This window comes from Pseudomonas sp. S9 (assembly GCF_000222125.1).
Taxonomy (GTDB): Bacteria; Pseudomonadota; Gammaproteobacteria; order Pseudomonadales; family Pseudomonadaceae; genus Aquipseudomonas; species Aquipseudomonas segetis.
This window is the reverse complement of the sequence record NZ_AFFX01000010.1, coordinates 217,007-243,078: the sequence shown is the minus strand read 5'-3', so window position 1 is coordinate 243,078 and position 26,072 is coordinate 217,007. Positions and strand designations below refer to the sequence as shown.

General features: G+C 58.2%; 26 protein-coding genes and 1 pseudogene. 12 read left to right on the top strand and 15 right to left on the bottom strand.

Annotated elements, in window-relative coordinates; translation table 11 throughout:
• Positions 1 to 28 precede the first annotated feature (28 nt).
• The 5 genes from fdhD to PSES9_RS0118660 all read left to right on the top strand — a co-directional run bounded on the left by fdhD (position 29) and on the right by PSES9_RS0118660 (position 4,563).
• The gene (gene fdhD, locus PSES9_RS0118675; RefSeq protein WP_010489518.1) at positions 29 to 850 is read left to right on the top strand and encodes a formate dehydrogenase accessory sulfurtransferase FdhD; all 822 of its coding nucleotides are present in this window, start codon (positions 29 to 31) and stop codon (positions 848 to 850) included.
• Entirely contained in the window at positions 847 to 3,183 is a 2,337-nt protein-coding gene (locus tag PSES9_RS0118670) for an FdhF/YdeP family oxidoreductase (RefSeq protein ID WP_010489516.1), read from the top strand. The genes fdhD and PSES9_RS0118670 overlap by 4 nt, the downstream gene beginning before the upstream one ends.
• A 258-nt stretch (positions 3,184 to 3,441) precedes the next feature.
• A complete protein-coding gene (locus PSES9_RS0118665; protein WP_010489514.1) occupies positions 3,442 to 3,921 on the top strand; it encodes a glycine zipper domain-containing protein in 480 nt (159 codons plus the stop codon).
• Between the two features lie 137 nt (positions 3,922 to 4,058).
• Entirely contained in the window at positions 4,059 to 4,259 is a 201-nt protein-coding gene (locus PSES9_RS25415) for a hypothetical protein (protein ID WP_010489513.1), read from the top strand.
• Positions 4,186 to 4,563: a glycine zipper domain-containing protein gene (locus PSES9_RS0118660; protein ID WP_036988346.1), complete on the top strand. Its 378-nt coding sequence runs from the start codon at positions 4,186 to 4,188 to the stop codon at positions 4,561 to 4,563. The genes PSES9_RS25415 and PSES9_RS0118660 overlap by 74 nt, the downstream gene beginning before the upstream one ends.
• A gap of 89 nt (positions 4,564 to 4,652) precedes the next feature.
• On the opposite strand, the gene PSES9_RS0118655 is transcribed toward PSES9_RS0118660, so the two are convergent.
• The 4 genes from PSES9_RS0118655 to PSES9_RS0118640 all read right to left on the bottom strand — a co-directional run bounded on the left by PSES9_RS0118655 (position 4,653) and on the right by PSES9_RS0118640 (position 9,376).
• Positions 4,653 to 5,090, bottom strand: coding sequence for an acyl-CoA thioesterase (locus PSES9_RS0118655; RefSeq protein WP_010489510.1), 438 nt, complete (start codon positions 5,088 to 5,090; stop codon positions 4,653 to 4,655).
• A gap of 31 nt (positions 5,091 to 5,121) precedes the next feature.
• Positions 5,122 to 6,285: an iron-containing alcohol dehydrogenase gene (locus PSES9_RS0118650; protein WP_010489509.1), complete on the bottom strand. Its 1,164-nt coding sequence runs from the start codon at positions 6,283 to 6,285 to the stop codon at positions 5,122 to 5,124.
• Between the two features lie 65 nt (positions 6,286 to 6,350).
• A complete protein-coding gene (locus tag PSES9_RS0118645) occupies positions 6,351 to 8,141 on the bottom strand; it encodes an acyl-CoA dehydrogenase C-terminal domain-containing protein (RefSeq protein WP_010489508.1) in 1,791 nt (596 codons plus the stop codon).
• A complete protein-coding gene (locus tag PSES9_RS0118640; RefSeq protein ID WP_010489507.1) occupies positions 8,138 to 9,376 on the bottom strand; it encodes a 3-hydroxyacyl-CoA dehydrogenase in 1,239 nt (412 codons plus the stop codon). Before PSES9_RS0118640 ends, PSES9_RS0118645 begins: the two co-directional genes overlap by 4 nt.
• A 102-nt stretch (positions 9,377 to 9,478) precedes the next feature.
• Here PSES9_RS0118640 and PSES9_RS0118635 point away from each other — a divergent pair, with 102 nt between their 5' ends.
• Positions 9,479 to 10,384: a LysR family transcriptional regulator gene (locus PSES9_RS0118635; protein WP_010489506.1), complete on the top strand. Its 906-nt coding sequence runs from the start codon at positions 9,479 to 9,481 to the stop codon at positions 10,382 to 10,384.
• A 112-nt stretch (positions 10,385 to 10,496) separates the two neighbouring features.
• Positions 10,497 to 10,751, top strand: coding sequence for a hypothetical protein (locus tag PSES9_RS0118630; RefSeq protein ID WP_010489505.1), 255 nt, complete (start codon positions 10,497 to 10,499; stop codon positions 10,749 to 10,751).
• Between the two features lie 5 nt (positions 10,752 to 10,756).
• Here the strand turns inward: PSES9_RS0118630 and PSES9_RS0118625 are convergent, their stop codons facing one another.
• Positions 10,757 to 11,191, bottom strand: a complete 435-nt coding sequence (locus PSES9_RS0118625) for a DUF3465 domain-containing protein (RefSeq protein ID WP_010489504.1) — start codon at positions 11,189 to 11,191, stop codon at positions 10,757 to 10,759.
• A gap of 161 nt (positions 11,192 to 11,352) precedes the next feature.
• Here PSES9_RS0118625 and PSES9_RS0118620 point away from each other — a divergent pair, with 161 nt between their 5' ends.
• From PSES9_RS0118620 to PSES9_RS0118605, 4 genes are read left to right on the top strand one after another with little or no spacing between them, the layout of a single operon-like run.
• A complete protein-coding gene (locus PSES9_RS0118620; protein WP_010489503.1) occupies positions 11,353 to 12,498 on the top strand; it encodes an MlaE family ABC transporter permease in 1,146 nt (381 codons plus the stop codon).
• The gene (locus tag PSES9_RS0118615; protein WP_176443190.1) at positions 12,492 to 13,283 is read left to right on the top strand and encodes an ABC transporter ATP-binding protein; all 792 of its coding nucleotides are present in this window, start codon (positions 12,492 to 12,494) and stop codon (positions 13,281 to 13,283) included. The genes PSES9_RS0118620 and PSES9_RS0118615 overlap by 7 nt, the downstream gene beginning before the upstream one ends.
• Positions 13,283 to 14,197 (top strand): MlaD family protein, encoded by a 915-nt coding sequence (locus tag PSES9_RS0118610; RefSeq protein ID WP_010489501.1) that lies wholly within the window; start codon positions 13,283 to 13,285, stop codon positions 14,195 to 14,197. The genes PSES9_RS0118615 and PSES9_RS0118610 overlap by 1 nt, the downstream gene beginning before the upstream one ends.
• Entirely contained in the window at positions 14,194 to 14,808 is a 615-nt protein-coding gene (locus PSES9_RS0118605; protein WP_010489500.1) for an ABC-type transport auxiliary lipoprotein family protein, read from the top strand. Before PSES9_RS0118610 ends, PSES9_RS0118605 begins: the two co-directional genes overlap by 4 nt.
• A 4-nt stretch (positions 14,809 to 14,812) precedes the next feature.
• On the opposite strand, the gene PSES9_RS0118600 is transcribed toward PSES9_RS0118605, so the two are convergent.
• The 6 genes from PSES9_RS0118600 to PSES9_RS0118575 all read right to left on the bottom strand — a co-directional run bounded on the left by PSES9_RS0118600 (position 14,813) and on the right by PSES9_RS0118575 (position 21,711).
• The gene (locus PSES9_RS0118600; protein WP_010489499.1) at positions 14,813 to 16,744 is read right to left on the bottom strand and encodes a RecQ family ATP-dependent DNA helicase; all 1,932 of its coding nucleotides are present in this window, start codon (positions 16,742 to 16,744) and stop codon (positions 14,813 to 14,815) included.
• 740 nt (positions 16,745 to 17,484) lie between these two features.
• Complete coding sequence (locus PSES9_RS0118595) at positions 17,485 to 18,828, bottom strand: DUF1329 domain-containing protein (RefSeq protein WP_010489498.1); 1,344 nt, start codon at positions 18,826 to 18,828, stop codon at positions 17,485 to 17,487.
• A 447-nt stretch (positions 18,829 to 19,275) separates the two neighbouring features.
• Positions 19,276 to 19,947, bottom strand: a complete 672-nt coding sequence (gene trmB, locus PSES9_RS0118590; RefSeq protein ID WP_238530404.1) for a tRNA (guanosine(46)-N7)-methyltransferase TrmB — start codon at positions 19,945 to 19,947, stop codon at positions 19,276 to 19,278.
• Between the two features lie 163 nt (positions 19,948 to 20,110).
• The gene (locus tag PSES9_RS0118585; protein ID WP_010489496.1) at positions 20,111 to 20,905 is read right to left on the bottom strand and encodes a thiazole synthase; all 795 of its coding nucleotides are present in this window, start codon (positions 20,903 to 20,905) and stop codon (positions 20,111 to 20,113) included.
• 101 nt (positions 20,906 to 21,006) lie between these two features.
• Complete coding sequence (gene thiS, locus PSES9_RS0118580) at positions 21,007 to 21,207, bottom strand: sulfur carrier protein ThiS (RefSeq protein WP_010489495.1); 201 nt, start codon at positions 21,205 to 21,207, stop codon at positions 21,007 to 21,009.
• 126 nt (positions 21,208 to 21,333) lie between these two features.
• Complete coding sequence (locus tag PSES9_RS0118575) at positions 21,334 to 21,711, bottom strand: DUF423 domain-containing protein (protein ID WP_010489494.1); 378 nt, start codon at positions 21,709 to 21,711, stop codon at positions 21,334 to 21,336.
• 67 nt (positions 21,712 to 21,778) lie between these two features.
• On the opposite strand from PSES9_RS0118575, the gene mtgA reads away from it, so the two are divergent.
• Entirely contained in the window at positions 21,779 to 22,513 is a 735-nt protein-coding gene (gene mtgA / locus PSES9_RS0118570) for a monofunctional biosynthetic peptidoglycan transglycosylase (RefSeq protein ID WP_010489493.1), read from the top strand.
• 11 nt (positions 22,514 to 22,524) lie between these two features.
• On the opposite strand, the gene PSES9_RS0118565 is transcribed toward mtgA, so the two are convergent.
• The 4 genes and pseudogenes from PSES9_RS0118565 to ftsE all read right to left on the bottom strand — a co-directional run bounded on the left by PSES9_RS0118565 (position 22,525) and on the right by ftsE (position 26,030).
• Positions 22,525 to 23,142, bottom strand: a complete 618-nt coding sequence (locus tag PSES9_RS0118565; RefSeq protein ID WP_010489492.1) for a hypothetical protein — start codon at positions 23,140 to 23,142, stop codon at positions 22,525 to 22,527.
• 236 nt (positions 23,143 to 23,378) lie between these two features.
• Entirely contained in the window at positions 23,379 to 24,233 is an 855-nt protein-coding gene (gene rpoH / locus PSES9_RS0118560) for an RNA polymerase sigma factor RpoH (protein ID WP_010489491.1), read from the bottom strand.
• A gap of 112 nt (positions 24,234 to 24,345) precedes the next feature.
• Positions 24,346 to 25,362: pseudogene (gene ftsX / locus PSES9_RS23900) on the bottom strand (permease-like cell division protein FtsX).
• Positions 25,362 to 26,030 carry a cell division ATP-binding protein FtsE gene (gene ftsE / locus PSES9_RS0118550; RefSeq protein ID WP_010489490.1) on the bottom strand — a complete coding sequence of 223 codons (669 nt, stop codon included), beginning with the start codon at positions 26,028 to 26,030 and terminating at the stop codon, positions 25,362 to 25,364. Before ftsE ends, ftsX begins: the two are co-directional and overlap by 1 nt.
• Positions 26,031 to 26,072 lie beyond the last annotated feature (42 nt).

The window sequence follows — 26,072 nt, the reverse complement described above, 5'->3', positions numbered from 1 at the left end:
TAAACCAATGCGCACCTGGGGAACCCCCATGCCCGGTACCGAAACGACAAGACCCGCCCAAAACACCGACTACAGCTACGCCGAGCTGACCCCGGCCAGCGCCAGCAATGCGGTGGCGCTGGCTGACGAATGTGCACTAGCCATCAGCTACAACGGCATCAACCATGCGGTGATGATGGTTTCCCCGTCCTTCGTTGAAGACTTCATTGCCGGTTTCAGCCTGAGCAATGCACTCATAGACAGCGTTGACGAGATTTATGACATCCAGCTTGAGCGCACGGGTGACGCCCTCAACGCCCAGGTGACCCTGAGCAACCGTGCGTTCTGGGCGCTAAAAGAACAGCGGCGACAACTGGCTGGCACCAGCGGTTGCGGCCTGTGTGGCGTAGAAGCACTGGATCAGGCCCTCCCCGCGCTGAAGCCATTGCCAAGCCGCCCACTGCCGCCGGCCGAGCATCTTTTTGAGTTGCGCCAGCGCATCACCGAGCAGCAGCAACTGGCACGCGGCAGCGGCGCACTGCACGCAGCCTTGCTGGTTGATGCACAGGGCGCTATCAGCCTCTGCCGCGAAGATATCGGACGCCACAACGCACTGGATAAGTTGATCGGGGCCCTGCACAACAACGCTAGCGATGCACAACGGGGTTTTGCGGTGATCACCAGCCGCTGCAGCCTGGAGCTTATCCAGAAAGCCATTCGCGCAGGGCTGCAAACCTTGGTCAGCCTGTCGGCCCCCACCACACTCAGCGTGCAATGGGCGCGACAACACAACCTCAACCTGATCCACCTGCCGCACCATAGCGCCCCAAGGGTTTTCAGCCCGGCACCGACAAGGTCATCCAGCCAATGAATATGCATGTTGCCCCGCCACGCTACAAACCCTACACAGGACCCGCAGCAGGCTGGGGCGCGTTGCGCAGCGTGACGCGCTTCTGGCTGGACAGCAAGCAACCGCTGAAGAACGTGCGCGCCCTGCTCAAGACAAACCAGAACGGCGGCTTCCACTGCCCCGGCTGCGCTTGGGGAGACTCACCTGAAAGCGGCGCGGTAAAGTTCTGCGAAAACGGAGCCAAGGCGGTCAACTGGGAAGCCACCAGCCGCGCGGTCAATGCCGCGTTCTTCAAGCGCTACAGCCTCAGCCAAGTGCGCGAACAAAGCGACTATTGGCTGGAATACCAAGGCCGCCTGACCGAGCCAATGCGCTACGACGCCGCCACGGACCACTACGTGCCTATTGCCTGGGACGATGCCTTCAAGTTGATTGCCAAGCACCTCAATGGACTCGACAACCCGAACCAGGCTGACTTCTATACCTCAGGCCGCGCCAGCAATGAGGCCGCCTTTCTTTACCAACTGTTTGGCCGGGCGCTGGGCACCAATAACTTCCCGGACTGTTCGAACATGTGCCATGAGGCCAGTGGCGTCGCCCTAGGTCAAAGCATCGGTATTGGCAAGGGCACAATCACTTTTGCCGACTTCGACAAGGCCGATGCAATCTTCGTGTTGGGCCAGAACCCGGGGACCAATCACCCACGCATGCTCGAACCGCTGCGCGAAGCGGTCAAGCGCGGCGCCCAGGTGGTTTGCTTCAACCCCTTGAAAGAACGCGGGCTCGAACGCTTCCAGCATCCGCAACACCCCATCGAGATGCTGACCAACGGCTCTGAGCCACTCAATACCAGCTTCTTGCGCCCTGCACTTGGCGGCGACATGGCCGCCCTGCGCGCCATCGCCAAGTTTTTGTTGCAGTGGGAGCGCGAAGCAGCGGCCAACAACCTGCCGCCGGTCTTTGACCATGCCTTTATCGAAACTCACACCCAGGGCATAGACAGCTATTTGCAAGTACTCGACGCCAGCTCCTGGCCGTCACTGGTTGAGCAATCCGGCCTGAGCCTGCAAGAGCTGGAATACGCCGCACGGCTCTACCGCGAGGCCAACCGGGTGATTATCTGCTGGGCCATGGGCATCACCCAGCATCGGCACTCGGTCGCAATCATTCAGGAAATCACCAACCTGCAACTGCTGCGCGGCAACATTGGTCGTCCTGGCGCGGGGTTATGCCCGGTACGTGGCCACAGCAACGTTCAGGGTGACCGCACCATGGGCATCGACGAGCGGCCATCGGCCGCGCTGCTCGATGCACTGGAACAGCGCTTCAAGTTCAGCGCACCCCGTGAAGAGGGTCATAACGTGGTTGCCGCAATCAACGCCATGCTCGCAGGCCAGACGCGGGTCTTTATCGCCCTGGGCGGTAACTTTGCCCAGGCAACCCCCGACAGCCCGCAGAGCCACAAAGCCCTGCAAAACTGCGAGTTGACCGTGCAAATCAGCACCAAGCTCAACCGCAGCCACCTGACCATTGGCAAGCAAGCGCTGATCCTGCCCTGCCTGGGGCGTACCGATATCGACCAACAAGCCAACGGCCCGCAAGCGGTCACGGTCGAAGACTCATTCAGCATGATTCATGCATCATATGGCCAGCTAACCCCGCTATCGACGCAAATGCGCTCGGAGCCCGCGATTATTGCAGGCATCGCCAAGGCCACCCTGGGTGACAGTCCCGTCAACTGGGACAGCCTGATTGCCGATTACCGGGAAATCCGCCAGTTGATCGCCGATACCATCCCCGGCTTTACTGATTTCAATCGGCGACTTGAACAGCCTGGCGGCTTCTATCTGGGCAACTCAGCTGCCCAGCGCCAGTGGCAAACCCCATCGGGCAAAGCCCATTTCAAGGCCAACCTGCTACTTGAGGATCTGATCCCCGAGCAGGCCAGGCGCAGTGGCCAGCAACCTGACCTGATCATGCAGACCTTGCGCTCCCATGATCAGTACAACACCACCATTTATGGCCTGGATGACCGCTACCGCGGTGTCAGCGGTCAACGCAAAGTCATCTTTGCCAACCAAGCAGATATCATCCGCCTGGGTTTTAAAGCGGGGCAAAAAGTCGATGTGATATCGCTCTGGGATGACAATATCGAACGCAAGATCGCGGGCTTCACCCTGCTTGCCTTTGACATTCCTGCGGGCCAGGCAGCAGCCTACTACCCGGAGGCCAATCCGCTGGTGCCATTGCAGAGTTACGGCAGCGGCAGCTTTACTCCAACCTCAAAATTTATCGCCATCCGCTTGTTTGCCAGCGCCGCCGATAAGCAGATGATCGAAGCTAAAAGCGCCTGATAAAGAGAGTTTTAATCTGCACGGTCAAGCAGCCGGCCAGCCCGCGACAGTGGCAAATTGACCTGCAAAAAATGCTGAAAACAGCAGAATCGAGCCTGGGCAATCAGGCTCAGACAACGTCGCAAATCAAAAAGTTCTCCTTAAAAAACATATATTTACACTATGTGGAAAACACAGGTTATTGGTCGGATTTAACTTGCGCAGCTGGCCGCACAAACAAGAGGATCGCGACATCAACATCCATTGAGTGATTGTCGTATGAAGTACTCCTCAATTATTTTCCTGACCCTCAGCATGAGCAGTGCCAGCGTTTTCGCAGGTGGCACCGAGACAGGAATCGGCGGCGCATTGGGCGGCCTGCTGGGCGCAGCTGTCGGTGAACAATTCGGCGGCAGCACAGGTGCTGCCATTGGTGCGGGTGTCGGCGGCGCGGCAGGCAGTGCCGCCGGCGCAGATCGACACAACCGCACCGAGGCAGCCATTGGCGGCGGCCTGGGTGGTGCAGGCGGCAACGTTGCCGGGCGAAGTATCGGCGGCAGCAGTGGCGGCCTGATTGGCGCAGCCCTGGGTGGCGGAGCCGGTGGCGCACTGGGTAACTATTACGCCAATGAAAGCCGCTCTGATGACCACGATGGCCATCGTCGCGACCACCACTACCGTGATCGCGACCGACGCGGCTGGAAACATCACAAGCATCGCCATAACAAACACTGGAACCGCGGCTGGCGCCGTCGATAGCACCTGAGCGCAGTCCCGCCAATAGGAACTTTAGTGCCATTTAACCATCGAATATCACAATAAAACTGTGTGCATGCCTTTAGGGCATTGGCTCCACACAGCCATTGCCCTATTTGGGCGTCTGGTACGAGGTTTTTATGCGTAAGTTAATCATTGCAGTGGCGCTTGGCGCACTGACAACACCTCTGGCTTTCGCCGACGATGGCAAGGTAGCCATTGGCAGTGGCGTTGGTGGTGCCTTGGGTAACGTTATCGGCCAACAGGTTGGCGGCAGCACTGGCGCAGCGGGAGGGGGGGGGCTTGGCGGGGGGGGGGGGGGGTGGTGGGGGCTTGGGTAAAGTTATCGGCCAAAAGGTTGGCGGCAGCACTGGGGCAGCGGTAGGTGCAGTTCTTGGCGGCGCAGCTGGTGGCGCCATGAGCTCACGCGACGGCAACAAGACCGAGGCGGCCCTGGGCGGTGGCCTGGGCGCAGCTGGCGGCTCAGTACTGGGCAACCAGGTCGGCGGCAGCACCGGCTCGACCATTGGCGCAGGCCTTGGCGGCGCGGCAGGGGGTGCGCTGGGTAATAACCTGGCGGACGATAACAACCGTCATGACGGCCATGGCAAGCACAAACACAAGAAGCACAAAAAGCATCACTGAAATCTGCGCCACGCTTTACGGCTGCCAAACAAAAGCCCCCATCTTTGCGGGCTTTTGTGTGTTCGGGCCTTGGGTCTGCAGAAAGGGCCTTATTGCTCGACCACAAGCCTGGCCAAGGCGCTGCGCAACTGATCAGGAATGGGTACCGGGCGATTGCTTTGACGGTCAACAAAGACATGCACAAAGCGCCCGGCCGCACAGGCAAGCTCTTCACCCTGCTTGAACACGGCCAGCTCATATTGCACCGAGCTGTTGCCCAGCTTGCCAACCCGCAGCCCGATTTCGATCCGATCCGGAAAGGCAATAGAGGCAAAGTAATCGCAGCTCGAACTGACCACGAATCCAACCACTTCACCGTCGTGGATATCCAGGCCACCCTCCTCGATCAGGTAGCTGTTCACGGCACTATCAAAGTAGCTGTAGTAGGTGACGTTGTTAACGTGGCCATAGATGTCATTGTCGTGCCAGCGCGTGGTGACAGCTTGCAAATGCCGGTAATCAGTTCGCAGGTGTTGGGCTTGGTTCATGCAGGATCCTTATCCGAAATAGCTATCGAAGTCAGTACGCAGACTGATAAATCGCCAAGGCATGCTGCTCGGTCATCTCGCGCGGGTTATTGACCAGCAAACGCTGTTGCAGCATTGCATCGCGCGCCAGTTGCTCAAGCATGTCTTGCCCAACCCCGGCGTCCCGCAGCCGGGTTGGCAGGCCACTGCGCTCGCTGAAATCGGCCAACTCCATGATGAACTGCTCGGTTTGATCAACCGCCGCGCCCGTACGTAGTTTCTCGCCCAGCACCAGTGGCGCAAGCTCCGCATACAAAGGTGCCGCTACACTGGCATTGAAGCCCAGTACATGGGGCAGAACCAATGCGTTGCTCAAGCCATGGGGAATGTGAAAGTGCCCGCCCAGTGGATACGCCAGCGCATGCACCGCCGCGACCGGTGAATTGGCAAATGCCTGGCCAGCAAGGCAAGCCCCAAGCAGCATTGCCTGGCGTGCCTCACGTTTGCTGCCGTTGTGCACCACCTCATCAAGGTTGGCCGCCAACAGACGCAATGCCTCGCGGGCCAGCATGTCGGAAAGCGGATTCTTCTTGTGTACGCTGGTATAGGCTTCGATCGCGTGCACCATGGCGTCGATACCAGTGGCAGCCGTCACCGCCGGTGGCAAGCCCAGGGTCAAATCAGCATCCAGTAGGGCCAAATCCGGGAGTAACAGCGGCGAAACCGCACCCATCTTGGTGGTTTCGCCAGTGGTCACAATCGCCACTGGGGTGACTTCTGAACCCGTGCCAGCGGTGGCCGGCACCTGGATCAACGGCAAGCGCTGGCCCGTCGCATTACCTACACCATAGATATCAGATAGCTGCTGGCTGTTGTGCGGATGAGCAAGCAAGGCAATCAGCTTGGCAACATCCATCGAACTGCCACCACCAAAGCCCACAATCAATTCAGCCTTCAGTTCCCGCGCCTGGGCAAGGGCAGCGTCAACTATGGCTTCTGGCGGGTCGGCAACAACCTGGTCAAATACCTCGAAGGCAACCTGTTCGCTGGCAAACCCAGGCAGCACCGGGGCCAACAGGCCAAGCTGGGTGATACCGGGATCGGTGACGATCAGCACACGCTTGGCACCACGCTCGCGGCAGAGCGCAGCCAGTCGATTGGAAGAGCCTGACTCGCAGATAATCTGTGCGGTTGTCGCAAAGCTGAATGGGCGCATGATCCATGTCCTCTTATTCTCGGTTTGACGTACGGCGCCCTGGAGCGCCACAACAGCCTCAGCCATTAAAACGCAAAACTGGCCTCGGGCATGGCCATCAGACAGTCGGCGCCTCCCAGGAGAGCTTCACGATGCATGCTGGCACGCGGCAAAACACGCTGCAGGTAAAAATTCGCACTGTGCAATTTGGCCTGATAGAACTCAGCATCCGTATCACCGGCATCAAGCTGGTCTTGCGCACGCGCGGCCGCCTGTAACCAAAAGCCTGCCAACAACACATAGGCGCAATACTGCAGGAAGTCCACCGAGCAGGCGCCAATCTCCTGGGGATCACGCTGGCATGCAGCTATGACTTGCGCAGTCAATTCACCACACTCGACAAAGCGTGCCTGCACTGTGGCAGCCATGGCTTTCAAAGCCGGACGCTGAGCTTGCGCGGCACAGAGTTGAGTGAACTCATCGCACAGCTCGGCCAACTGCTGGCCACCGTCCCCCAGCAGTTTGCGGCGGATGTAATCCAACGCCTGAATACCGTTGGTGCCTTCATAGAGCTGGGTAATGCGACTGTCGCGCATGAGCTGCTCGATGCCCCACTCACGGATGTAGCCGTGCCCGCCGTATACCTGCACGGCATGGCTGGCGACCTCCTGGCCCATGTCGGTAAAGAATGCTTTGACTATAGGAATCAGCAGCGCCACGCGCTTGCCGGCAGCCTTGCGCGCCGCTGCATCGGGATGGCCATGCTCCAGATCGAGCAAGCGTGCCGTGTAGGCCGCCAACATGCGCGAGCCCTCGACCAGGGTCTTCTGGGTCAACAGCATGCGCCGCACATCCGGATGCACGATAATCGGGTCCGCCGCCTTTTCAGGCGCAGCCGGGCCAGTCAAGGCACGCGACTGCAAGCGCTCACGGGCATAGCGCAGCGCCCCTTGATAAGCAGCTTCGGCGATACCCAGCCCTTGCAAGCCAACCTGGAAGCGCGCGTCATTCATCATGGTGAACATGCCAGCCAGGCCTTGATTGGCTTCACCAACCAACCAGCCGGTAGCGCCATCAAAATTCATGACGCAGGTTGCCGCGCCCTTGATGCCCATCTTGTGCTCAAGCGCGCCACAACTCAGGGCGTTGCGCTGGCCAAGGCTGCCATCGGCATTGGCGATGAACTTGGGCACCAACAGCAAGCTGATGCCCTTGACCCCGGCCGGCGCATCGGGCAGGCGGGCCAGGACCAGGTGGGCAATATTCTCGCTGAGGTCCTGCTCACCACCGCTGATGAAAATCTTATTGCCACTGACCCGGTAACTACCGTCGGCCTGGGGTTCGGCCTTGGTGCGCAGCAAAGCCAGGTCGGTGCCAGCCTGCGGCTCGGTCAGGCCCATGGTGCCGGTCCATTGGCCACTGACAAGCTTGTGCAGGTAAGCCTGCTTCAACTCTTCGCTGCCGTGAACATTGAGCGCCAATACAGCGCCTTCGGTCAGCCCCGAATAAATCCGGAACGACAGGCTGGCGCCCATCAGCATTTCATGAAAGTTGCATGCCAGCAGCTGTGGCAGCGCCTGTCCGCCAAAGTCAGCCGGACAGGTCATGCTCGCCCAGCCGTTATCCACATATTGCCGGTATGCCTCGCTGAAGCCATCCGGCGTTGTCACCTGGCCATCAACCAGGCTGGCACCTTGCTCGTCGCTGTTGCGATTGAGCGGGGCGACCACCTCGCTGGCATAGCGTGCCGCTTCCTCGAGCACGTCATCAACCAGCTCGCGCTCAAGGCCGTTACCCAGTGTCTGACAGTGTGCGCTGATATCAAATAACTCATGCATGACAAAACGCATATCACGCAGCGGCGCTTGATAACTCATAGCGATCCCTCCTGCACATCAGCAAAACCCTTGTCGCTGGCAGCCAGTTGCGAAATCAACTGCGCAGGACGCCAATGCTCGCCACGGTTTTCCTGCAGATAGCGCAGTCGCGCCTGAATATCGGCCACGCCCTGGCTATCAGCCCAACTCATTGGCCCGCCCTTATCGGCGGGAAATCCATAACCGTTGAGGTAGACCAGGTCGATATCATGGCTATTGGCGGCGATATTTTCCTGAAGGATTTTCGCCCCTTCGTTGACCAGCGCCAGCAGGCAGCGCTCAAGGATTTCGTCCGGACCGATATCACGGCGCTTGAAGCCAAGCCGCTCGGAAACACCAAGCACCAGCGCATCCACTTCTGGATCATGCTCTGCCTGGCGGCTGCCTTCGGCATAGCGGTAATAGCCCATGCCTGATTTCTGCCCGAAGCGGCCCAGCTCGCAAAGACGATTGTCCACTTGAACCTCTGGCGCATCCTGGCCCCTGCCCGCCAGCTCACGGGCGCGCCACTCGAGATCGATACCGACCACGTCGTACATGCGAAATGGCCCCATGGCAAAGCCAAAGCCTTGCAGGGCTGCGTCTACCTGATGCGGATAAGCGCCTTCAAGCAACATCATCCGCGCTTCTCGCACGTAGGTATGGAGCATGCGATTACCAATAAATCCATTGCAGTTCCCAGCTACAACACTGACCTTGCCGATGCGCTTGCCTAACGCCAGGGCTGCATCCAAAACGGCTTTCGAGGTCTTTTCGCCGCGCACGATTTCCAGCAGTTTCATGATGTGTGCGGGGCTGAAAAAGTGCAGGCCCAACACATGGTCCGGGCGCTGGGTAACAGCGGCGATTGCATCGATATCCAGCGCCGATGTATTGCTCGCCAGAATCGCGCCTGGCTTGAGCGTGGCATCAAGGGTGCGGAAGATCTGCTGCTTGAGCTCGAGGTTCTCGTACACCGCCTCGATCACCAGGTCGGCATCGGCCAGCTCGGCGTAATCCGCAACCGGGGTAATACAAGCAAAGCGCTTGGCGGCCTGCTCAGCAGTGATACGCTCCAACTTGACGTTGTGATCGTTGGTCTTGGCGACCATTGCCAACGCCTGCTCAAGCATTTGCGCATTATTGTCCAGCCAAAGCACCTGGATGCCCGCGTTCGCCAGGCTCATGACAATGCCGCGGCCCATGGTCCCGGCGCCAATCACGGCGGCGCACTGAATATCAAAAACACTGCTCATGGTTATCCCTCTTGTAATTGAGCGGGCAAAAGATCGCCCATCACCATAAGCAACGCGCTACTATTTTTGAAATTTAGTGTTGTGATACTTAATATTCAGACTATGAATATACTCAGTTTCGACCTTAATCTACTGCGTGTGCTCGATGCACTCATGCGCGAGCAAAACGTATCGCGCGCCGCTGAGCGCCTGGCACTGAGCCAGCCAGCAGTCAGCAACGCACTTAATCGCCTGCGGGTATTGCTCGATGACCCACTGCTGGTCCGCACAGGCAGAACCATGCAGCCAACCCCCCGGGCGCAGGCCCTCGCCGGGCCGATCCGCATGGCCTTGCAGCAAATCGAGCAGAGCCTGAACGCGGGGCAAACCTTTGATCCCGCCAGCAGCAGCCAACACTTCAATATTGCGCTGACCGACTATGTCGAATTGATCTGCATGCCGCAGTTGATGCGCAAGCTCAGTGACTGCGCGCCAGGCATACGTATTGATATTCACCACCTGAATCCACGCTTGCCCGTAGAGGCGCTGGATAACGGCGAGCTGGACCTGGTCCTGGGCCGTTTCCTGGACATTCCGGCGCGTTTCAGCCGCCAGCATTGGGCCAGCGAGACCTTGCAGCTCGCAGTGCGCAGGGATCATCCACTGGTCAGCCATGGAGTGGATCTTGAGTTATTCCTCAAGCTTCGCCAGCTATGGGTACACGGCGGCCAGACACGCGGCATGGTGGACCAATGGCTCAATGAGCAAGGCCTGCAGCGCGAAGTGGTCTACACCACCCCAAACTACCTGCAAGCGGCGCACATTGTTGCCAGTAGCGACCTGGGCGCAGTCTTGCCGGACCACCTGGCCCGGCATTTTGCGGCGCTGCTGCCCTTGCAACTGTTCGACTTGCCCTTCGAGCTGGAGGCCTTTCATCTCGAAGTGGTCAGCCTCAGCCAGCGCCAGCGCGACCCGGCCCTGCAATGGCTGATCGAGCAACTCCTGAGCCTTGCCGCCGACTCGTCCTAGGCTTCAACACAACGGGACAATCACTACACAAACCAGCCCCTGCGGCTAGGCTTTGAATGGACCCGATAAAATTACGCCCAGCCAGACACCCCCCGTAAATGGAGTTACCTGAATGAAACCAATCAAACACCTGTACCTGTACTTCCAAGACGGCCAGCGCTTGGCGATGCGTTTCCCCCAGCAAAGTGCCGACCCCGTCGAGGTTGCGCGGGGAATTCGCAAACAGCTGGAATCACCGTTCCTATCGATCGAAGTCGATGGCGACTTGCTGATGATTCCGCGTGAGAGCATCAAGTACCTGCAAATATCACCGGCGCCGGTTTCGCTGCCTGACCCGGTCATCTCCGGCGCCGAGATGATTGACTAGCACCGCTACTCGAACGTCCTGCCGTCATGCTTGAGCCAGCCATCAACATGACGGCGTCCCGGGTCCCGGTGCGTCCAGTGCACGACGCCGCCTTTGGCGTTCCACTCGTATTCGCCGTAGAACTCCACGCTGTCACCGGCGCGCAAGCCGTCAATGCGTGGCGCAAGATCAATATTGTGGGCGACCAGCACGCTGGGGCCGCCTGCAATCTTGAGAATAAACTTTTGATGCCGCGAGCCTTTGAGATCGTCGCGCAAGACCTTGACCACAACCCCGGAGCCTTGAACCTGAACATCACTCTGCTGGCGGCTGGAGGCCTGCAAGACCTCGGATTTGCCAGCCGGTGCCGTGTCGCTGAACCCCGGGATCGAGACGCCCTGCTCCCTGGCAAAACCATAAGCCAGCACCAGCGCCACAATCAGGTAAGCAAGTTTCTTCATCTCGATTCCAATCCATGTGTTGTGTCGCATTTGGCGACTGTCCCTGTGGAGGCTAGGATTCTAGCCCAGCGCCCCAGATGCCGCACAAACAACCTGGCTCGGTTGTGGCAGTGCAAATTTTGCTACTGTTGCCAGCAAGGTGAGCAGGCTAAACTGGACCCATGACGACAGCCCCCTTTATCAACGCGCTTCCATTAGACCGCAAGGATGCAGGTTCTGGCCTGCGTATTGGCGGCGATTGGACCCTGGCACACTTCGCCACGCTCGAACCACAAGTCATGCAAGCCCGGCAAGATGTAGCAGCCGATGCCACGATCATCCTCAATGACATCAACCAACTGGATACCGCAGGGGCTGCACTGCTGGTCGACCTACTCGGCGAAGCGCGGCTTGAGACCCTTGAAACCTGCTCACCGCAATTGAGCGCAGAACGGCGCCAACTGCTGCAAAGCGTGGGTCATGCCATCACTGAATCCAGAAAGACGCCCCCTGCGCCCCGCCCTTCATCCATCAGTGAGTTTTTCGGCCACATCGGCATTGCTGTTGACGATTTCCTCTGCAAGGCCCGCGAGCTGGTCGGTTTTTTTGGATTGACCGTCTGCACCATGCTCAGCGTAATGCTCAAGCCCAGCCGCTGGCGCATCACCTCGCTGACCTCGCACCTGCAACAAACCGGGCTCAATGCGGTACCGATCGTGGCGCTACTGACCTTTCTGGTCGGCGCTGTGGTGGCATTTCTGGGTGCCACAATCCTGGCCGACTTCGGCGCCAGTATCTACACCATCAACCTGGTCGCGTTCTCTTTCCTGCGTGAGTTTGGCGTGCTGCTCACGGCAATCTTGATGGCTGGGCGCACAGCCAGTGCCTTCACCGCGCAAATTGGCTCGATGAAGGCCAACGAAGAAATCGATGCCATCCGCACCCTCGGCCTCAGCCCGATTGAGCTGCTGGTGGTGCCGCGAGTGTGCGCCATGCTGATTGCCCTGCCCGTGCTGACGTTTATCGCGATGATCTGCGGCATAGTCGGCGGCGCCATGGTCTGTGCATTGACCCTGGATATCTCGGTCACCAGCTTTATCAGCATCTTTCACGAAAGTATTGAGCTGAAGCATTTCCTGGTGGGCATGGTCAAGGCACCGATCTTTGCCTTCTTGATTGCCATCATCGGCTGCCTGGAAGGCTTCAAGGTCACCGGCAGCGCCCAGTCGGTGGGTGAGCGCACGACTTCCAGCGTGGTCCAGTCGATTTTCGTGGTGATCCTGCTCGATGCCATCTTCGCGTTATTCATGGTGGAGATGGGCTGGTGACCAAAGAAGCCGTGATTGAAGTGCGCGGGCTGTGTAATCGCTTTGGCGCGCAGAGCGTGCATGAAAACCTCGACCTCGACTTATACCGGGGCGAAGTGCTCGGGGTCGTCGGCGGCTCTGGTACCGGCAAATCGGTGCTGCTGCGCTCGATTGTCGGTTTGCGCACGCCCAACGAAGGCAGCGTCAATGTTTTTGGACAAACCCTGCTGGAACTGGACGAACACCAGCGCTCATTGATCGAACGCCGCTTCGGTGTGCTTTACCAGCGTGGCGCGTTGTTTTCGTCACTGACGGTTACCGAGAACATCGCGCTGCCACTGATCGAGCATGCCAAGCTCAGCCGCGCCTCGGCCGAACGCCTGGCACGGGTCAAGCTGGCCTTGGTCGGCTTACCCTGCCTGACTGGCGACAAGTACCCGTCGGAGCTGTCTGGGGGCATGGTCAAGCGTGCCGCATTGGCCCGCGCCCTGGCGCTGGAGCCAGACATACTGTTTCTCGACGAGCCCACCGCAGGTCTCGACCCCATTGGCGCCGCTGATTTCGACCAGTTGATCCTGACCCTGCGCGACGCACTCGGCCTCAGCGTATTCTTGGTCACCCATGACCTCGACACGCTCTACACCATTTGCGACCGCATTGCCGTGCTCTCGCAGAAACGTGTGCTGGTGGCCGACACCCTGGAAAAGGTCGCGGCGACCGATGACCAATGGATTCAACACTATTTTCATGGCCCGCGTGGACGCGCGGCCAAGCAGGCAGCGGACAACGCGCCACGGAGAGCTTAATGGAACCTCGCGCACATCATGTTTTGATCGGCCTGTTTACCGTGCTGGTGGTTAGCGCGGCGCTGGTCTTTGCGATATGGCTGAGCAAACACTCCGCTGACCAGCAATACAACGAATACAGCGTGGTGTTCAATGAGACAGTAAGCGGCTTGTCGCGCGGCAGCTCCGTGCAATACAGCGGCATCACCATCGGCGATGTGCAGCGCCTGTTTCTTGACCCCAAGGACCCGCGCAAGGTCATTGCCTGGATACGTATTGTCAGCAGCACCCCGATCAAGACCGATACTCGCGCCCGCCTGTCGATCACCGGCATCACCGGAACTGCGGTCATCCAGATGCATGGCGGCACACCGAAAAGCCCGGCGCTGCTCAGCGAAGATGGCGAACGGCCCAGGATTATTGCCGACCTTTCTCCTCTGTCAAAATTGCTCGCCAACGGCGATGACCTGGTCATCAACGTCAATCACCTGATCAACCAAGCCAACCACCTGCTCAACGACGAGAACCTGACGCAGGTCTCCAAGACCCTGAAAAACCTCGAAGCAGTCAGTGCAATGGTCGCCGAACAGCGCGACACACTGAACAAAACCGCCCAGGAAATCAGCGTCGCCAGCACTGAAACCGTCAAGCTGATGCGCAATGCCAATAGCCTGCTCAACGACTCTGGGCGCAAGAGCTTTGCCAACATCGAGCGCATCAGTGCATCGCTGGAGCGCAGCAGCAGCAATATCGAGCGCATCCTCGACGAGAACCGGGACGCGCTGCGCCAAGGCATGCAGGGTGTAAGCACTCTGGGCCCGGCAATCAATGACCTGCGCGACACCCTGAGCACCATCCGCTCGTTCTCACGCCGGATTGAAGACGACCCGGCCTACCTGCTGCGTAGCGATACCATCAAGGAGTTTCAACCATGAGCCGGTTTATCCGCATCAGTGCCCTCGCACTCAGCGCGCTTATGCTCAGCGCCTGCTCTATCCTGCCGGAGCCCGAGCAGCTGCATGTCTATCGCTTGCCCGGCACCGCACCGAGCGTTAGCACTCTGGCAACACCCAGCCCCATGACCTTGCAGGTCAATCGCCCCAGCAGCAACCAGATTCTCGACAGCTCACGAATTGTCGTACTGCCCGATGGTAACCAGGTCAGCACCTATCAAGGCGTGCGCTGGAGCGACCGGGCACCGACCATGCTCCGCGATCGCTTGATCGACAGCTTTATCAGTGCCAATAGTTTTGCTGCCGTGAGAAGTGATGACAACCACCTGCAAACCGACCTGCAACTGGTCAGCACCCTGCGTGCCTTTCAAAGCGAATACCGTAACGGCGCGCCACAGGTGCAGATTCAACTCGATGTGCAACTGGTCGACAGCCAGCAACAGATCATCGCCAGCAGACGCTTCAGCGCCAGCCAGGCGGCAACAGGCAACTCGGTCGAAAATGTGGTCGAAGCCTTCGGTAGCGCGGTCGATAACCTTTCAACCCAGCTGCTGCAATGGACCCTGAGCCAGAGCCATAAAAGCAACCGCTGAACGCTTACACCTGGGCCTCGACCCACTCACGCACCTGGGCGTAGGGGTAGTCCTGCAAAGCAGCGAAGCCCGCCAGGCTGCGCGCCTTTAGCTTGGTCAACAGCGGCACGCTGATGCCACAGAAAAAACGAGTCAAGCATTCGTGACTTGGCATGCCTCCCTTCAATCCCTGGTAACGCTGGATAAATTCAGCGCCCAAGTCACTCACCCTGCACTGATCGAGCGACGCCAGTGCCGGCGGCTCTGGCAGGCGGGCAACCTGGCCCTGGCACACCGAGCAATGCCCACACCGCACTGGCGCCTGGCTATCGCCAAAGTAGCCGGCCAACCGCTGGCTCAGGCATTGATCGCTGGCAAACAGGTCGAGCATGGCGTGAATACGCTCGATCTCGCTGTGCTCTTGCTGCTTGAAGTAGCGATGCAACTCCGCGCCGAGCCGGGCAGGATCAAATGCAGCGTCAAGCAGGGTATAAACCTCGGTCATTTGCTTGCTTTCAAGTTCGATCCAGGCTTTTTCCTGAAAGTAATCCAGTGCTTTTATCACTCGGCTACGCTCGGCCTGGTGCAGTTGGTAAAGCTGATCAAAGTCGACAGTGCACCAGGTTCGCGCGCGTTTCGATGAGGCCACCAAGGCCTCGACGAAACCTCGTCGCTCACCATCGAACCTGGCGATAAGCTGCTCAGGCTCAATCAAGTATTTGAAGCGATATTCAGCAAAATAGGCGTATTTAGGCGCAATAACACCTCTAAGCTCCAACTGTACCAGCAGCGTTTTCAAGGCCAGCAAGCGAATATTGCTTTGCTCGGAAAGCGCATTGAATGTCAGCTCCCACTGCCCATCCGCGCCACAGGCGAGCAACTCATTGAGCACATAAGCAATGCCTTCCAGTTCGGGCGTGTCGCCGTAGACGAAGTTTTCCAGCACATTGAGGCTGTCGCGGTTGGCCATGACCCAGCAATCCGAAGGTTGGCCATCGCGTCCGGCGCGGCCGATTTCCTGGCTGTAGTTCTCTATCGACTTGGGCAGGTCGTAGTGCACAACGTTGCGGATATCACTTTTATCGATGCCCATGCCAAAGGCGATGGTAGCGACGATGCAGTTCAACTGACCGCCCATGAACTGGCGCTGGATCGACTCACGCCGCTCATGTGGCATGCCGGCATGATAGGCACTGGCAGGAAAACCTTTGGCCGCCAGCAAATCAGCCACCTGCTCGGCGGTTTTCTGCTGGGTGACATAGACAATGCTGGGTTGCCCGGCCTTGGCCGATAACCACTCGACCAAGCGCCGCTGCTTGTCAGCCCCCGCCACCGGTTCTACCCACAAGTTGAGGTTGGGCCGATAAAATCCGGTGGTCACCACATCCGCCTCGGCTATCTCGAATTTTTGCTGCATATCGGCGATGACCGGCGGGGTTGCCGTCGCGGTCAGCAGCAAAACCTGGGCAATGTTGAATTGGCGTCGATAGTCCGGCAGCTTCAGGTAGTCCGGCCGGAAGTTATGCCCCCACTCGGAAATACAGTGCGCCTCATCCACCACCAACAGGGAGATCGGCACCTGCTGGATGAAATTGCGAAAACGCTCGTTTTTCAAGCGTTCGACTGAAATCATCAGGACCTTGAGCTCGCCACTCTTGGCATCATGCATCACCTGCGCGATGTCCTCCCGGCTCTGGGCCGAATCGATACTGGCCGCCTTGATCGAGTGGCGCTGCAAAAAAGCCAATTGGTCCTGCATCAAGGCCAGCAGCGGCGAGACCACCAGCGTCAGGTGGGGCAAGTGCATGGCGGGCAACTGATAACACATCGACTTGCCGGAGCCGGTGGGAAATATTGCCGCGACCGAACGCCCTGCCATCACGGCCTCGATCGCGGCCTCCTGGCCAGGACGAAACTGCTGGTAGCCAAAGGTGCGTTGCAAGCTGTCGTAAATCAACAATCTATCCTCGTGGATGCCGTGCTTGATGCTTAAGCAGACAGGAATGTGACAGCTTGAAGGGCCAGTGAACACCATCTCGACGACTGGTCGAAGGCACAAGGCCCCGTGGATTCAGGCTAATCGCCCGTAATCACGGGCCTCCAGGCCGACATCAGGTGCTAAGGGAATATCAATTCGCTGGCTATGACCAATCCATCTAACGCCAGGCGTTACCTTGGAGTAGATTGAACTCATGAACAGTTGCACAGGAGCTTTATATGAAGGAATCGGTTTTTACGGTAGCTTGTCTGCTTTTAGCTGAACCATCAAAAAAGCGGGCCGAACATCCTACGCACCTCATGCTCTTGCCTGACAAGAGCCGGTACACGAGGCCAACGACCTTGCCACTGGTTGAGTATCAAAACCCTCAAGTTAGCCGACAACTGGGCCTGGAAACTCCACGTAGCGTGGCCAGCTCAACGTTCAGCACCAACAGTTTGTAGCCGCAAACCAGCATAGGTCGGATGACCACCAGCAAATCTGGAGTTGGCAGCGCTGAGACCGGTTGGACCTACTGCAGAACCGCGAATGACAACGTTGCTAAGTATTCAGAGCACAGCACATAGGCAACACTTATAGCCGTGATGAGCGGCCCCCGTTTCACCTGTATCTCCGTAGCTCCACCTGCGTAACGTGTTGGAACTGTATCAGCAGTCACACAAAAAAAGCCGCCCTAAGGCGGCTTTTCCGCGTCTGCCTCAATTGCCGGAGCGGCGCAGCGCTTGTGGCGTGAAGTCACGCGGGGTCAGGCCCACGTTGAAGTTGTACATCGGCTCATTGTTATCCAGGCCATCGACAAAATAACGCTCGCCCTTGAAGTCGTAGATGGTTTCCAGGGTGCTGCCAAACATCGGCACATCGTAGTAGCTGATCGGATGGCTTTCCTGCAGGCCACTCAACTCGCCATCCTTGTTATAAAGATCGACCGCGAGGATTTGCCAGCTGTCTTCATCGATGTAGAAGCGCCGCTTGGCATAGGGATGGCTAAAACCCTTGCGCAAATCCGCCTCGACAATCCAAACCCGATGCAGCTCATAGCGCAGCAGGTCAGGGTTGACCGTGTTGCGCTTGAGAATGGTCTCATAGGGAATACCCTGCTGGTGTACCGCGTAGCTGTTATAAGGCACCAGCATTTCCTGCTTGCCCAACAACTTCCACTCATAGCGATTCGGTGCGCCGTTGTAGGAGTCGACAACATCTGCCGTGGCCATACCGTTGGTGTCCGGCTGCAGGGTGTCATACGCCAGCATTGGCAAGCGACGCACACGGCGCTCGCCACGGTTGAAGCGCCAGGCCTTGCGAATCGCCAGTACCTGGTCGAGGGTCTCCTGCACCACCAGCGCCGAACCTGCCAGCTTGGATGGCGCAACCACCTTGTATTTGTAATAGAACAAAGTGTTATCAAGATCCTTCGGCGTTACCCCCTCACGTCCGTACAGAAAGTACACATCGCGTTCGAGCTTGAGCAGGTTGTAGGCACCATTGGATAGTACCGCAGCCTGGTTTGTCACAAAGCTGATCTGGTCGCCACGGTAACGCATGATGTGGTTCCAGATGGCTTCCTGGCCATTTTGCGGCAGCGGGAACGGGATGCCCGATGCCACCCCTTCCACACCGTTGCCGCCGGATATCAACTGGGCGTTGAGCGCATTGTAGCGAGTAGCATCGTAGATACGTTGCGGCGCAGCTGCGCTACGGTGGGTCGGGAAAACCCGCAGGTGATAATCCGGGTTCTTTTCCAGCAGGACTTTCAAACCCGCAGGCAGCTTGGCTTGATACTGGTTCATGTTTTGGCTGTTGACCTGATACAGCGGCCTCTCGCCCGCGTACGGATCAGGATGATGCATGCCAGGCGAATAGCTGGCCGGCGGCGTCGCCAATCCACCTTCCCAACGCGGGATGGTCCCTGCGGCATTGCCCGCCATTTCACCACCGAGCGGTGTCAGGTCCTGGCCGAGCCGGCCAGCCTGCGCTTCATCAACCTTGGCTTGAGCCTGCAGCGCCACTGCAGCCAACAACAGAATCGAAAGTTTTCGCAACACAGTACTCCCCCACAGCGCAGACTTCTTTCATGCACCGCTTTTTTATGCGCCAGCATTGACTTGCGCTTTATTGGTCAGTCTTGGTGAGAAGCCATCCTGGCGCCGGGTTTTCCCGGTCTGGTATTCCATCCCTGAAGTGGGCCTGCTGAGGCTGCGTGCATGCCTATTCGCAAGACGCAGCTTAGCGGCAGCGCGCAGTTTAATCGTTCAAACAAGCATTTTCTTCGGCTGATATGCGAATTAGCGTTTCACTGCACATCCAGCGCCGCATCTAAAGCTGGAATGGCGGGGGCCAGGGCAATTGCAGTTTTTTGTAACCTTCAGGCTCAAGTCGCCAGGCTCGAGGTCAAGCTGGCGTGCGCAAGGTACTGGGACAGATGCAAGCGCAGCCGGGAAGGCCGCGCTTGTTTTAGAAGAACCAACGAACGCTGGCAAAGCCTGGACGGTTTAGCCCTGACGCTCGAACTTCAGGTCCCAGACCCCATGGCCAAGACGTTCGCCACGGCGTTCAAACTTGGTAATGGGACGTTCTGCCGGGCGCGGCACATAGCTGCCATCAGCCGCCAGGTTCTGATAGCCGGGCGCCGCGTTCATCACTTCCAGCATGTACTCGGCATAAGGCTGCCAATCGGTAGCCATATGCAGCACACCCCCGACCTTGAGCTTCTGTCGTACAAGCTCGGCAAACTCGAGCTGCACAATACGCCGCTTGTGATGACGGGCCTTATGCCATGGGTCCGGAAAAAACAGCATCAGTCGGTCAAGACTGTTGTCGGCCACGCAGTTACGCAGCACCTCCAAGGCATCGCAGCTATAAACGCGCACGTTGCTGAGATTCTGGGTGAGCAACCCATTGAGCAAGGCACCCACGCCCGGGCGATGCACCTCAACGCCGATAAAATCCTGTTCAGGTGCCGCAGCAGCCATCTCAAGCAAGGAATGGCCCATGCCAAAACCAATTTCGAAAGTACGTGGCGCACGGCGACCAAAGACCGCGTCAAAATCCTGCAGGCCGTCCTCAAGCTTCAAGCCAAACTTGCTCAGCCCCTGATCCAGCCCCCGCTGCTGCCCTTCAGTCATGCGCCCGGCACGCATAACAAAGCTCTTGATGGTTCGCAGCTTGGGCGAGGTTTCAGGCGTGGCCTGTGGGGAATCAGTCATTTCGTACTCTTTAATTCGGTCGTACTACGCCATCCAGAGCCAAGGATCAGGCCAATGCCGGATGACAAATAATTAATAGATGAAACTCGAAAACCCTAGCGCAGTGGTCTTCGGTGATTAATCAGCGAATCATACCCTCAAGAGGCGACGAAGCACTGGCATAAAGTTTCTTCGGCATGCGCCCGGCCAGGTAAGCCAAGCGGCCAGCTTCGATAGCGTACTTCATGGCTTCAGCCATCATCACCGGTTTCTGCGCATGGGAAATGGCGCTGTTCATCAGCACTGCCTCGTAGCCAAGTTCCATGGCGATGGTGGCATCGGATGGGGTACCAACCCCGGCATCAACCAATACCGGCACAGTGGCCTCTTCAAGGATGATCCGCAGGTTGTAGGGGTTGCAAATCCCCAGGCCAGTGCCAATCAGGCCAGCCAATGGCATTACCGCGATACAGCCCATCTGCGCCAGTTGCCGGGCGATAATGGGATCATCGCTGGTGTACACCATTACATCGAAACCATCCTTGATCAGGATTTCGGCTGCCTTGATGGTTTCGATGACATTGGGAAACAAGGTCTTCTGATCGGCCAGGACTTCCAGCTTGACCAGGTTATGCCCATCAAGCAGTTCGCGAGCCAGGCGACAGGTACGTACAGCTTCGGCAGCGTCATAGCAGCCAGCGGTGTTGGGCAGGATGGTGTAGCGATCAGGCGAAATAACATCAAGCAGGTTTGGCTCACCCGGTGTCTGGCCGATATTGGTGCGGCGCACCGCCACAGTGACGATCTCGGCGCCAGAAGCTTCAATGGCAACCCGGGTTTGTTCCAGGTCCTGGTACTTCCCGGTTCCCACCAACAAACGCGATTGATAGGTACGACCGGCGAGCGTGAAAGGCTTGTCGTTACGAACTTGGCTCATCGAAAACTCCTAGTGCGGGTTGCGCGCTTTAAGCCAAGCGCCGTGCATAAGCAGCGGCGTAACTTAGAGCACCGGGCAAAATAAATCGGTGCGGGCCTGGCTCAGCCACCACCAATGGCATGGACAACCTCGACCCGATCACCTTCAGCCAAGACGGTGCTGGCGTGCTGGCTGCGCGGCACTATATCCAGGTTGAGCTCGACCGCAACGCGGCGACCCGCCAGGTCTAGCTGAGCAATCAGCCCAGCGACAGTCTGGCCATCGGCAAGCTCTAGTGGCTCGCCATTCAATTGAATGCGCATGACGTAACGGTCACAAATCTAGAGGGGTCTGCATTCTAGCCCGATCAAACGCGATGACCAAGGCTAAAGGGCCTCATTTGCTCTGTTTTCTGACGCGCGAGTCAGTTTAGAAGCTGCCCCCGCTGCTCAGTTCGGGGTTAAGCGCCAGGCAGCCATGCCCAGGCACAACCAACCCAGCAAGAACGCCAGGCCACCAAATGGCGTGATAATCCCCAGCTTGCCTATTCCACTCAGGGTCAGCGCATACAAACTACCGGAAAACAGCACGATTCCAGTGGCGAAGAACGCACCCGCCAGCGTGACCCAGCGCCCCGGCGCATAGCATGCAAGCAGCCCAACACCGAACAACGCCAATGCATGGATCAGTTGGTAATGGGTGCCGGTCTGGAACACGGCCAGATAATCGGTGCTCAGGGTTTTCTTCAAGCCGTGGGCGGCAAACGCGCCAAGGCCCACACCGCTGAAACCCGAAAGGGCTGACAAGACAATCCACAAACGCGCCATCAATCACTCCAGACAAGGCCAGTACGATCGTTATAATGGCTCGCAAACTCCGCCGGGCCAAGCACGCATGTTTCAAACCATCCGCCGCATCCTGATCAAATCCCTGCTCTGGTTCATGGCTGGCTCGGCCCTGCTGGTACTGGTCCTGCGCTGGGTGCCACCGCCGGGCAGCGCACTGATGGTCGAACGCAAGGTGCAGTCCTGGATAGATGGCACGCCAATCGACCTGCAGCGCACCTGGCGACCATGGGCAGAGTTGCCCGACGACTTGAAAATCGCGGTTATCGCCGGTGAAGACCAGAAGTTTGCAGACCACTGGGGGTTTGATATTGCCGCGATCCGCGCAGCCATCGAGCACAATCAAGAAGGTGGCAATGTGCGTGGCGCCAGCACCCTGAGCCAACAAGTCGCCAAGAACCTGTTTCTCTGGTCTGGGCGTAGCTGGCTGCGCAAGGGCATCGAGGTCTGGTTCAAAGGCCTGATCGAGCTGTTCTGGCCGAAACAACGTATTCTCGAAGTGTATTTGAACAGCGCCGAATGGGGCGTTGGCATATTCGGCGCACAGGCCGCAGCAAAGCACCACTTCGGTATTGGCGCGCCCTATTTGTCGGCCCATCAGGCGAGCCTGCTAGCGGCGGTGCTGCCCAACCCCCGCAAATGGAGCGCCAGCCGACCAACCGCCTACATCAACCGCCGAGCGACTTGGATTCGGCGGCAAATGCGCCAGCTCGGCGGCAGTCATTACCTGAATCAACTCAGCGCTTCAAACCCGCAATGGCTGGTCGCAGTACTGGGCAAATAACCCACGCCGCACTATGGCGCGAGCAAGCGCTGCGGTACGACAAACAGCAGATCAACATCCTCATCAAGGGTATGTGCGGTCAGGCCCAGCTGGGGAAAGACCAAGGCCTGGCCACCTTCCTTGAGCTCCAGGCGTAGCTTGGGTTGGCCCAGACTGCTGATTATCTGCGCCGTGCTGACGTCGTCCAATGGCTTGAGGCTCAAATAGATAATTTCATAATGCCCCAACTGCCTGACCATTTGCGCACTCAGCGGCTGCTCCTCGCCGGTCTCGTCGACACCAGCCGCCGCCATCAGGCTGACCAACTCATCATCACTCAGAGCAATGCGGGCCTCGACGCTCCAGACTTGATCATCGGCCTGCAATTCGCCCCGGTACAGCAGCCGGGAACCATCGAGACGCGGCTGCAACCACAGCTCACCGCCCTCCTCGACCCGCTCGCTCAGATGCTTAAGCGTCAATTGGTCGTCAGCCAATGGCGCGAAGATCTCGGCCTGCCATTTCTGCAGCCAGGCCAGCGGCTCGACCATTTGCGGGGCGCGGATCAACCATGCGCCCCAGCTAAAAAAGATAAGCGAAACAGCTGCAAAAATCAGCCAGTGCTGCGCTCGCAACGGCGGCAACTTCATACTTTTCCTTAAGGATCTTTTGAAAAAGGTAGCGCACAAAGGGAGTACAAGGCGCAACGACAAACGGGAGCAACAGCCAAAGGCTCTCCACCGGGCAAGCCTAGCAAGTTAAGAACCGCGAAAAAGCGACCAGAGTCGCAGCACGGGCTGCCCCAGCATGGGCTGCCCCATCACTTCCAGAGAATCCTCAGGCAGAAAAAAGCCGCACATCAGTGCGGCTTCTTGAATCGCTATGCTCAGGCTGCAATCGAACCCTTGAGCTTGCTCATTGCATTTTTCTCTAACTGGCGGATGCGCTCAGCAGACACGTTGTACTTGGCTGCCAGGTCATGCAGGGTCGCCTTCTCTTCGGACAACCAGCGCTGATAAAGAATATCGCGGCTGCGCTCGTCCAGGCCATCCAGCGCTTCATGCAGGTTCGCCGTGGAGCTGTCGCTCCAGTCAGCGTCCTCGAGCTGCACAGCAGGATCATAGCGGTGATCCTCGAGGTACTGGGCAGGCGTCTGGAATGCACGATCATCATCGTCATCCGCCGCCGGGTCGAATGCCATGTCGTGGCCGGTCAGACGGCTTTCCATCTCACGCACTTCGCGTGGCTCGACGCCAAGGCTTTCAGCCACTGCGTTGACTTCGTCGTTGTTCAACCAGGCCAGGCGTTTCTTTTGGCTGCGCAGGTTAAAGAACAGCTTGCGCTGGGCCTTTGTGGTTGCCACTTTGACGATGCGCCAGTTGCGCAGGATAAACTCGTGAATTTCTGCACGAATCCAGTGCACGGCGAACGACACCAGCCGCACGCCCATTTCTGGGTTGAATCGTTTGACCGCCTTCATCAGGCCGACGTTGCCTTCCTGGATCAGGTCGGCTTGCGCCAAACCGTAACCCGAGTAGCTACGCGCGATATGCACGACAAAGCGCAGGTGAGCGAGCACCATTTGCCGAGCAGACTCTAGATTCTGTTGATAGAAGAGGCTTTCGGCCAGCTCGCGCTCCTGCTCTGGAGTCAGCAGCGGGATGCTGTTGACCGCATGCACATAAGCCTCCAGGTTGGCGCCTGGAACTAAAGCATGAACAGGTTGCAAGGAAGTGGACATTTGTATCCTCCGAACGACTTAAACAGGTGCAGTCTAGCACTGCTCAATATGACTTATAACGTCTCTACGAGTTCCGTCACTAATAGTCAATATCAATCAAATCAATAACTTGTCACTTGGGTGCCAGCTCGCGCAAATGCCGCGCTACCGCTAGCCAGGCGCCAATATAACCGAGCAACACCGCGCCGAGTAGTAGTGACAGACCATCGGCTACCGCCACCCCGCCCAAACTGAAGTCGCTGCCATACAAATCGGCCAGGCGCACCACTGCACCATCGAGCCAGTGCAGACCGTATGCAAGCACCAGCCAAGCCAGGATACCGGCACCCAGGCCGTAGAGCGCGCCCATGTACAGGAATGGCCTGCGCACGTAGCTGTCAGTGCCGCCAACCAGCTTGATAACCTCGATTTCCGTTCGCCGGTTCTCGATGTGCAGGCGGATGGTGTTACCGATCACCAGCAGCAGCGCCATGATCAACAACAATGTAAGGCCAAAGATAAAACGTTCACCCAACTTAAGGATTGCGGTCAAACGCTCGACCCAGAGCAGGTCCAACTGCGCCTGCTGCACCTTGGGCAATGCCGCAAGCCGGGTTCGCAGTGCCTCAAGCGCCACTTTATCGACCTCTTTTGGGGTGACCAGCACCACGCCAGGCAATGGGTTTTCAGGCAGCTCCTTCAGCGCCTGGCCCAGGCCGGACTGCTCCTGGAACTCAGCCAGGGCTTGCTCGCGGCTGACCCAGTCGGTCTCTGCCACATCGTCCATCTTGGCGATTTGTTCGCGCAACGCCTGGCCATCCGCGTCGCTGGCGTCAATCTGCAGGAACAGCGAGATCTGCGCCGCACGCTGCCATTAACCGCCCAAGCGCTCGACATTTTTGAGCAACAACGACAAACCCATAGGCAAGCTAAGCGCGACTGCCATCCCCAGGCAGGTAAAGAAGCTGCCAATCGGCTGCTTTGCCAGTCGACGTACGCTGTCAGCCAGGCTGGCGCGGGGGTTTTCCAGCCAGGAATGCAGCCGGGTCTTGAAATCCGGCCCATCTTCAAGGCTGTTGTGTTCGGCTTTTTTGGGCGCGGCACCAACACGTTGTGCTGGCTGCGGCGGTGGCATGCGGGTCGCACTCATCAGACAGCGTCTCCATCACCAATCAAACGGCCGCGCTGCAATGTCAGCATGCGATGGCGCATACGCGCGATCAACGCCAGGTCGTGACTGGCAATCAGCACGCTGGTGCCGAGGCGGTTAATGTCTTCGAACACACCCATGATTTCCGCAGCCAGGCGCGGATCCAGGTTACCGGTTGGCTCATCCGCCAAGAGCAACGCCGGGCGATGGACAATGGCGCGGGCAATGCCGACGCGCTGTTGCTGCCCCGTGGAGAGATCACCCGGGAACTGCTCGGCCTTGTCCGACAAGGCCACGCGCTCGAGCGCAGAACCGACCCGCTCGCCGATCTCGGCCTTGGACAAGCCAAGGATCTGCAGCGGCAATGCCACGTTGTCGAAAACGCTACGATCGAACAGCAATTGGTGATTCTGGAACACCACTCCAATCTGGCGACGCAGAAATGGAATCTGCGCATTGGTGATTTGCCCCAGGTCTTGCCCCGCCAGCAACAGCTTGCCGCTGGTTGGCCTTTCCATCGCCAGAATCAGGCGCAACAAGGTACTTTTACCCGCGCCGGAATGACCGGTGACGAATAAAAATTCCCCACGGCGCACACGGAAGCTGAGCTCGTGCAGCCCTACATGTCCATTTGGATAACGCTTACCGACCTGCTCGAATCGAATCATCGAGGGTGTGTCCTAATCAAAAACAATTGAGAACCTTTCGAA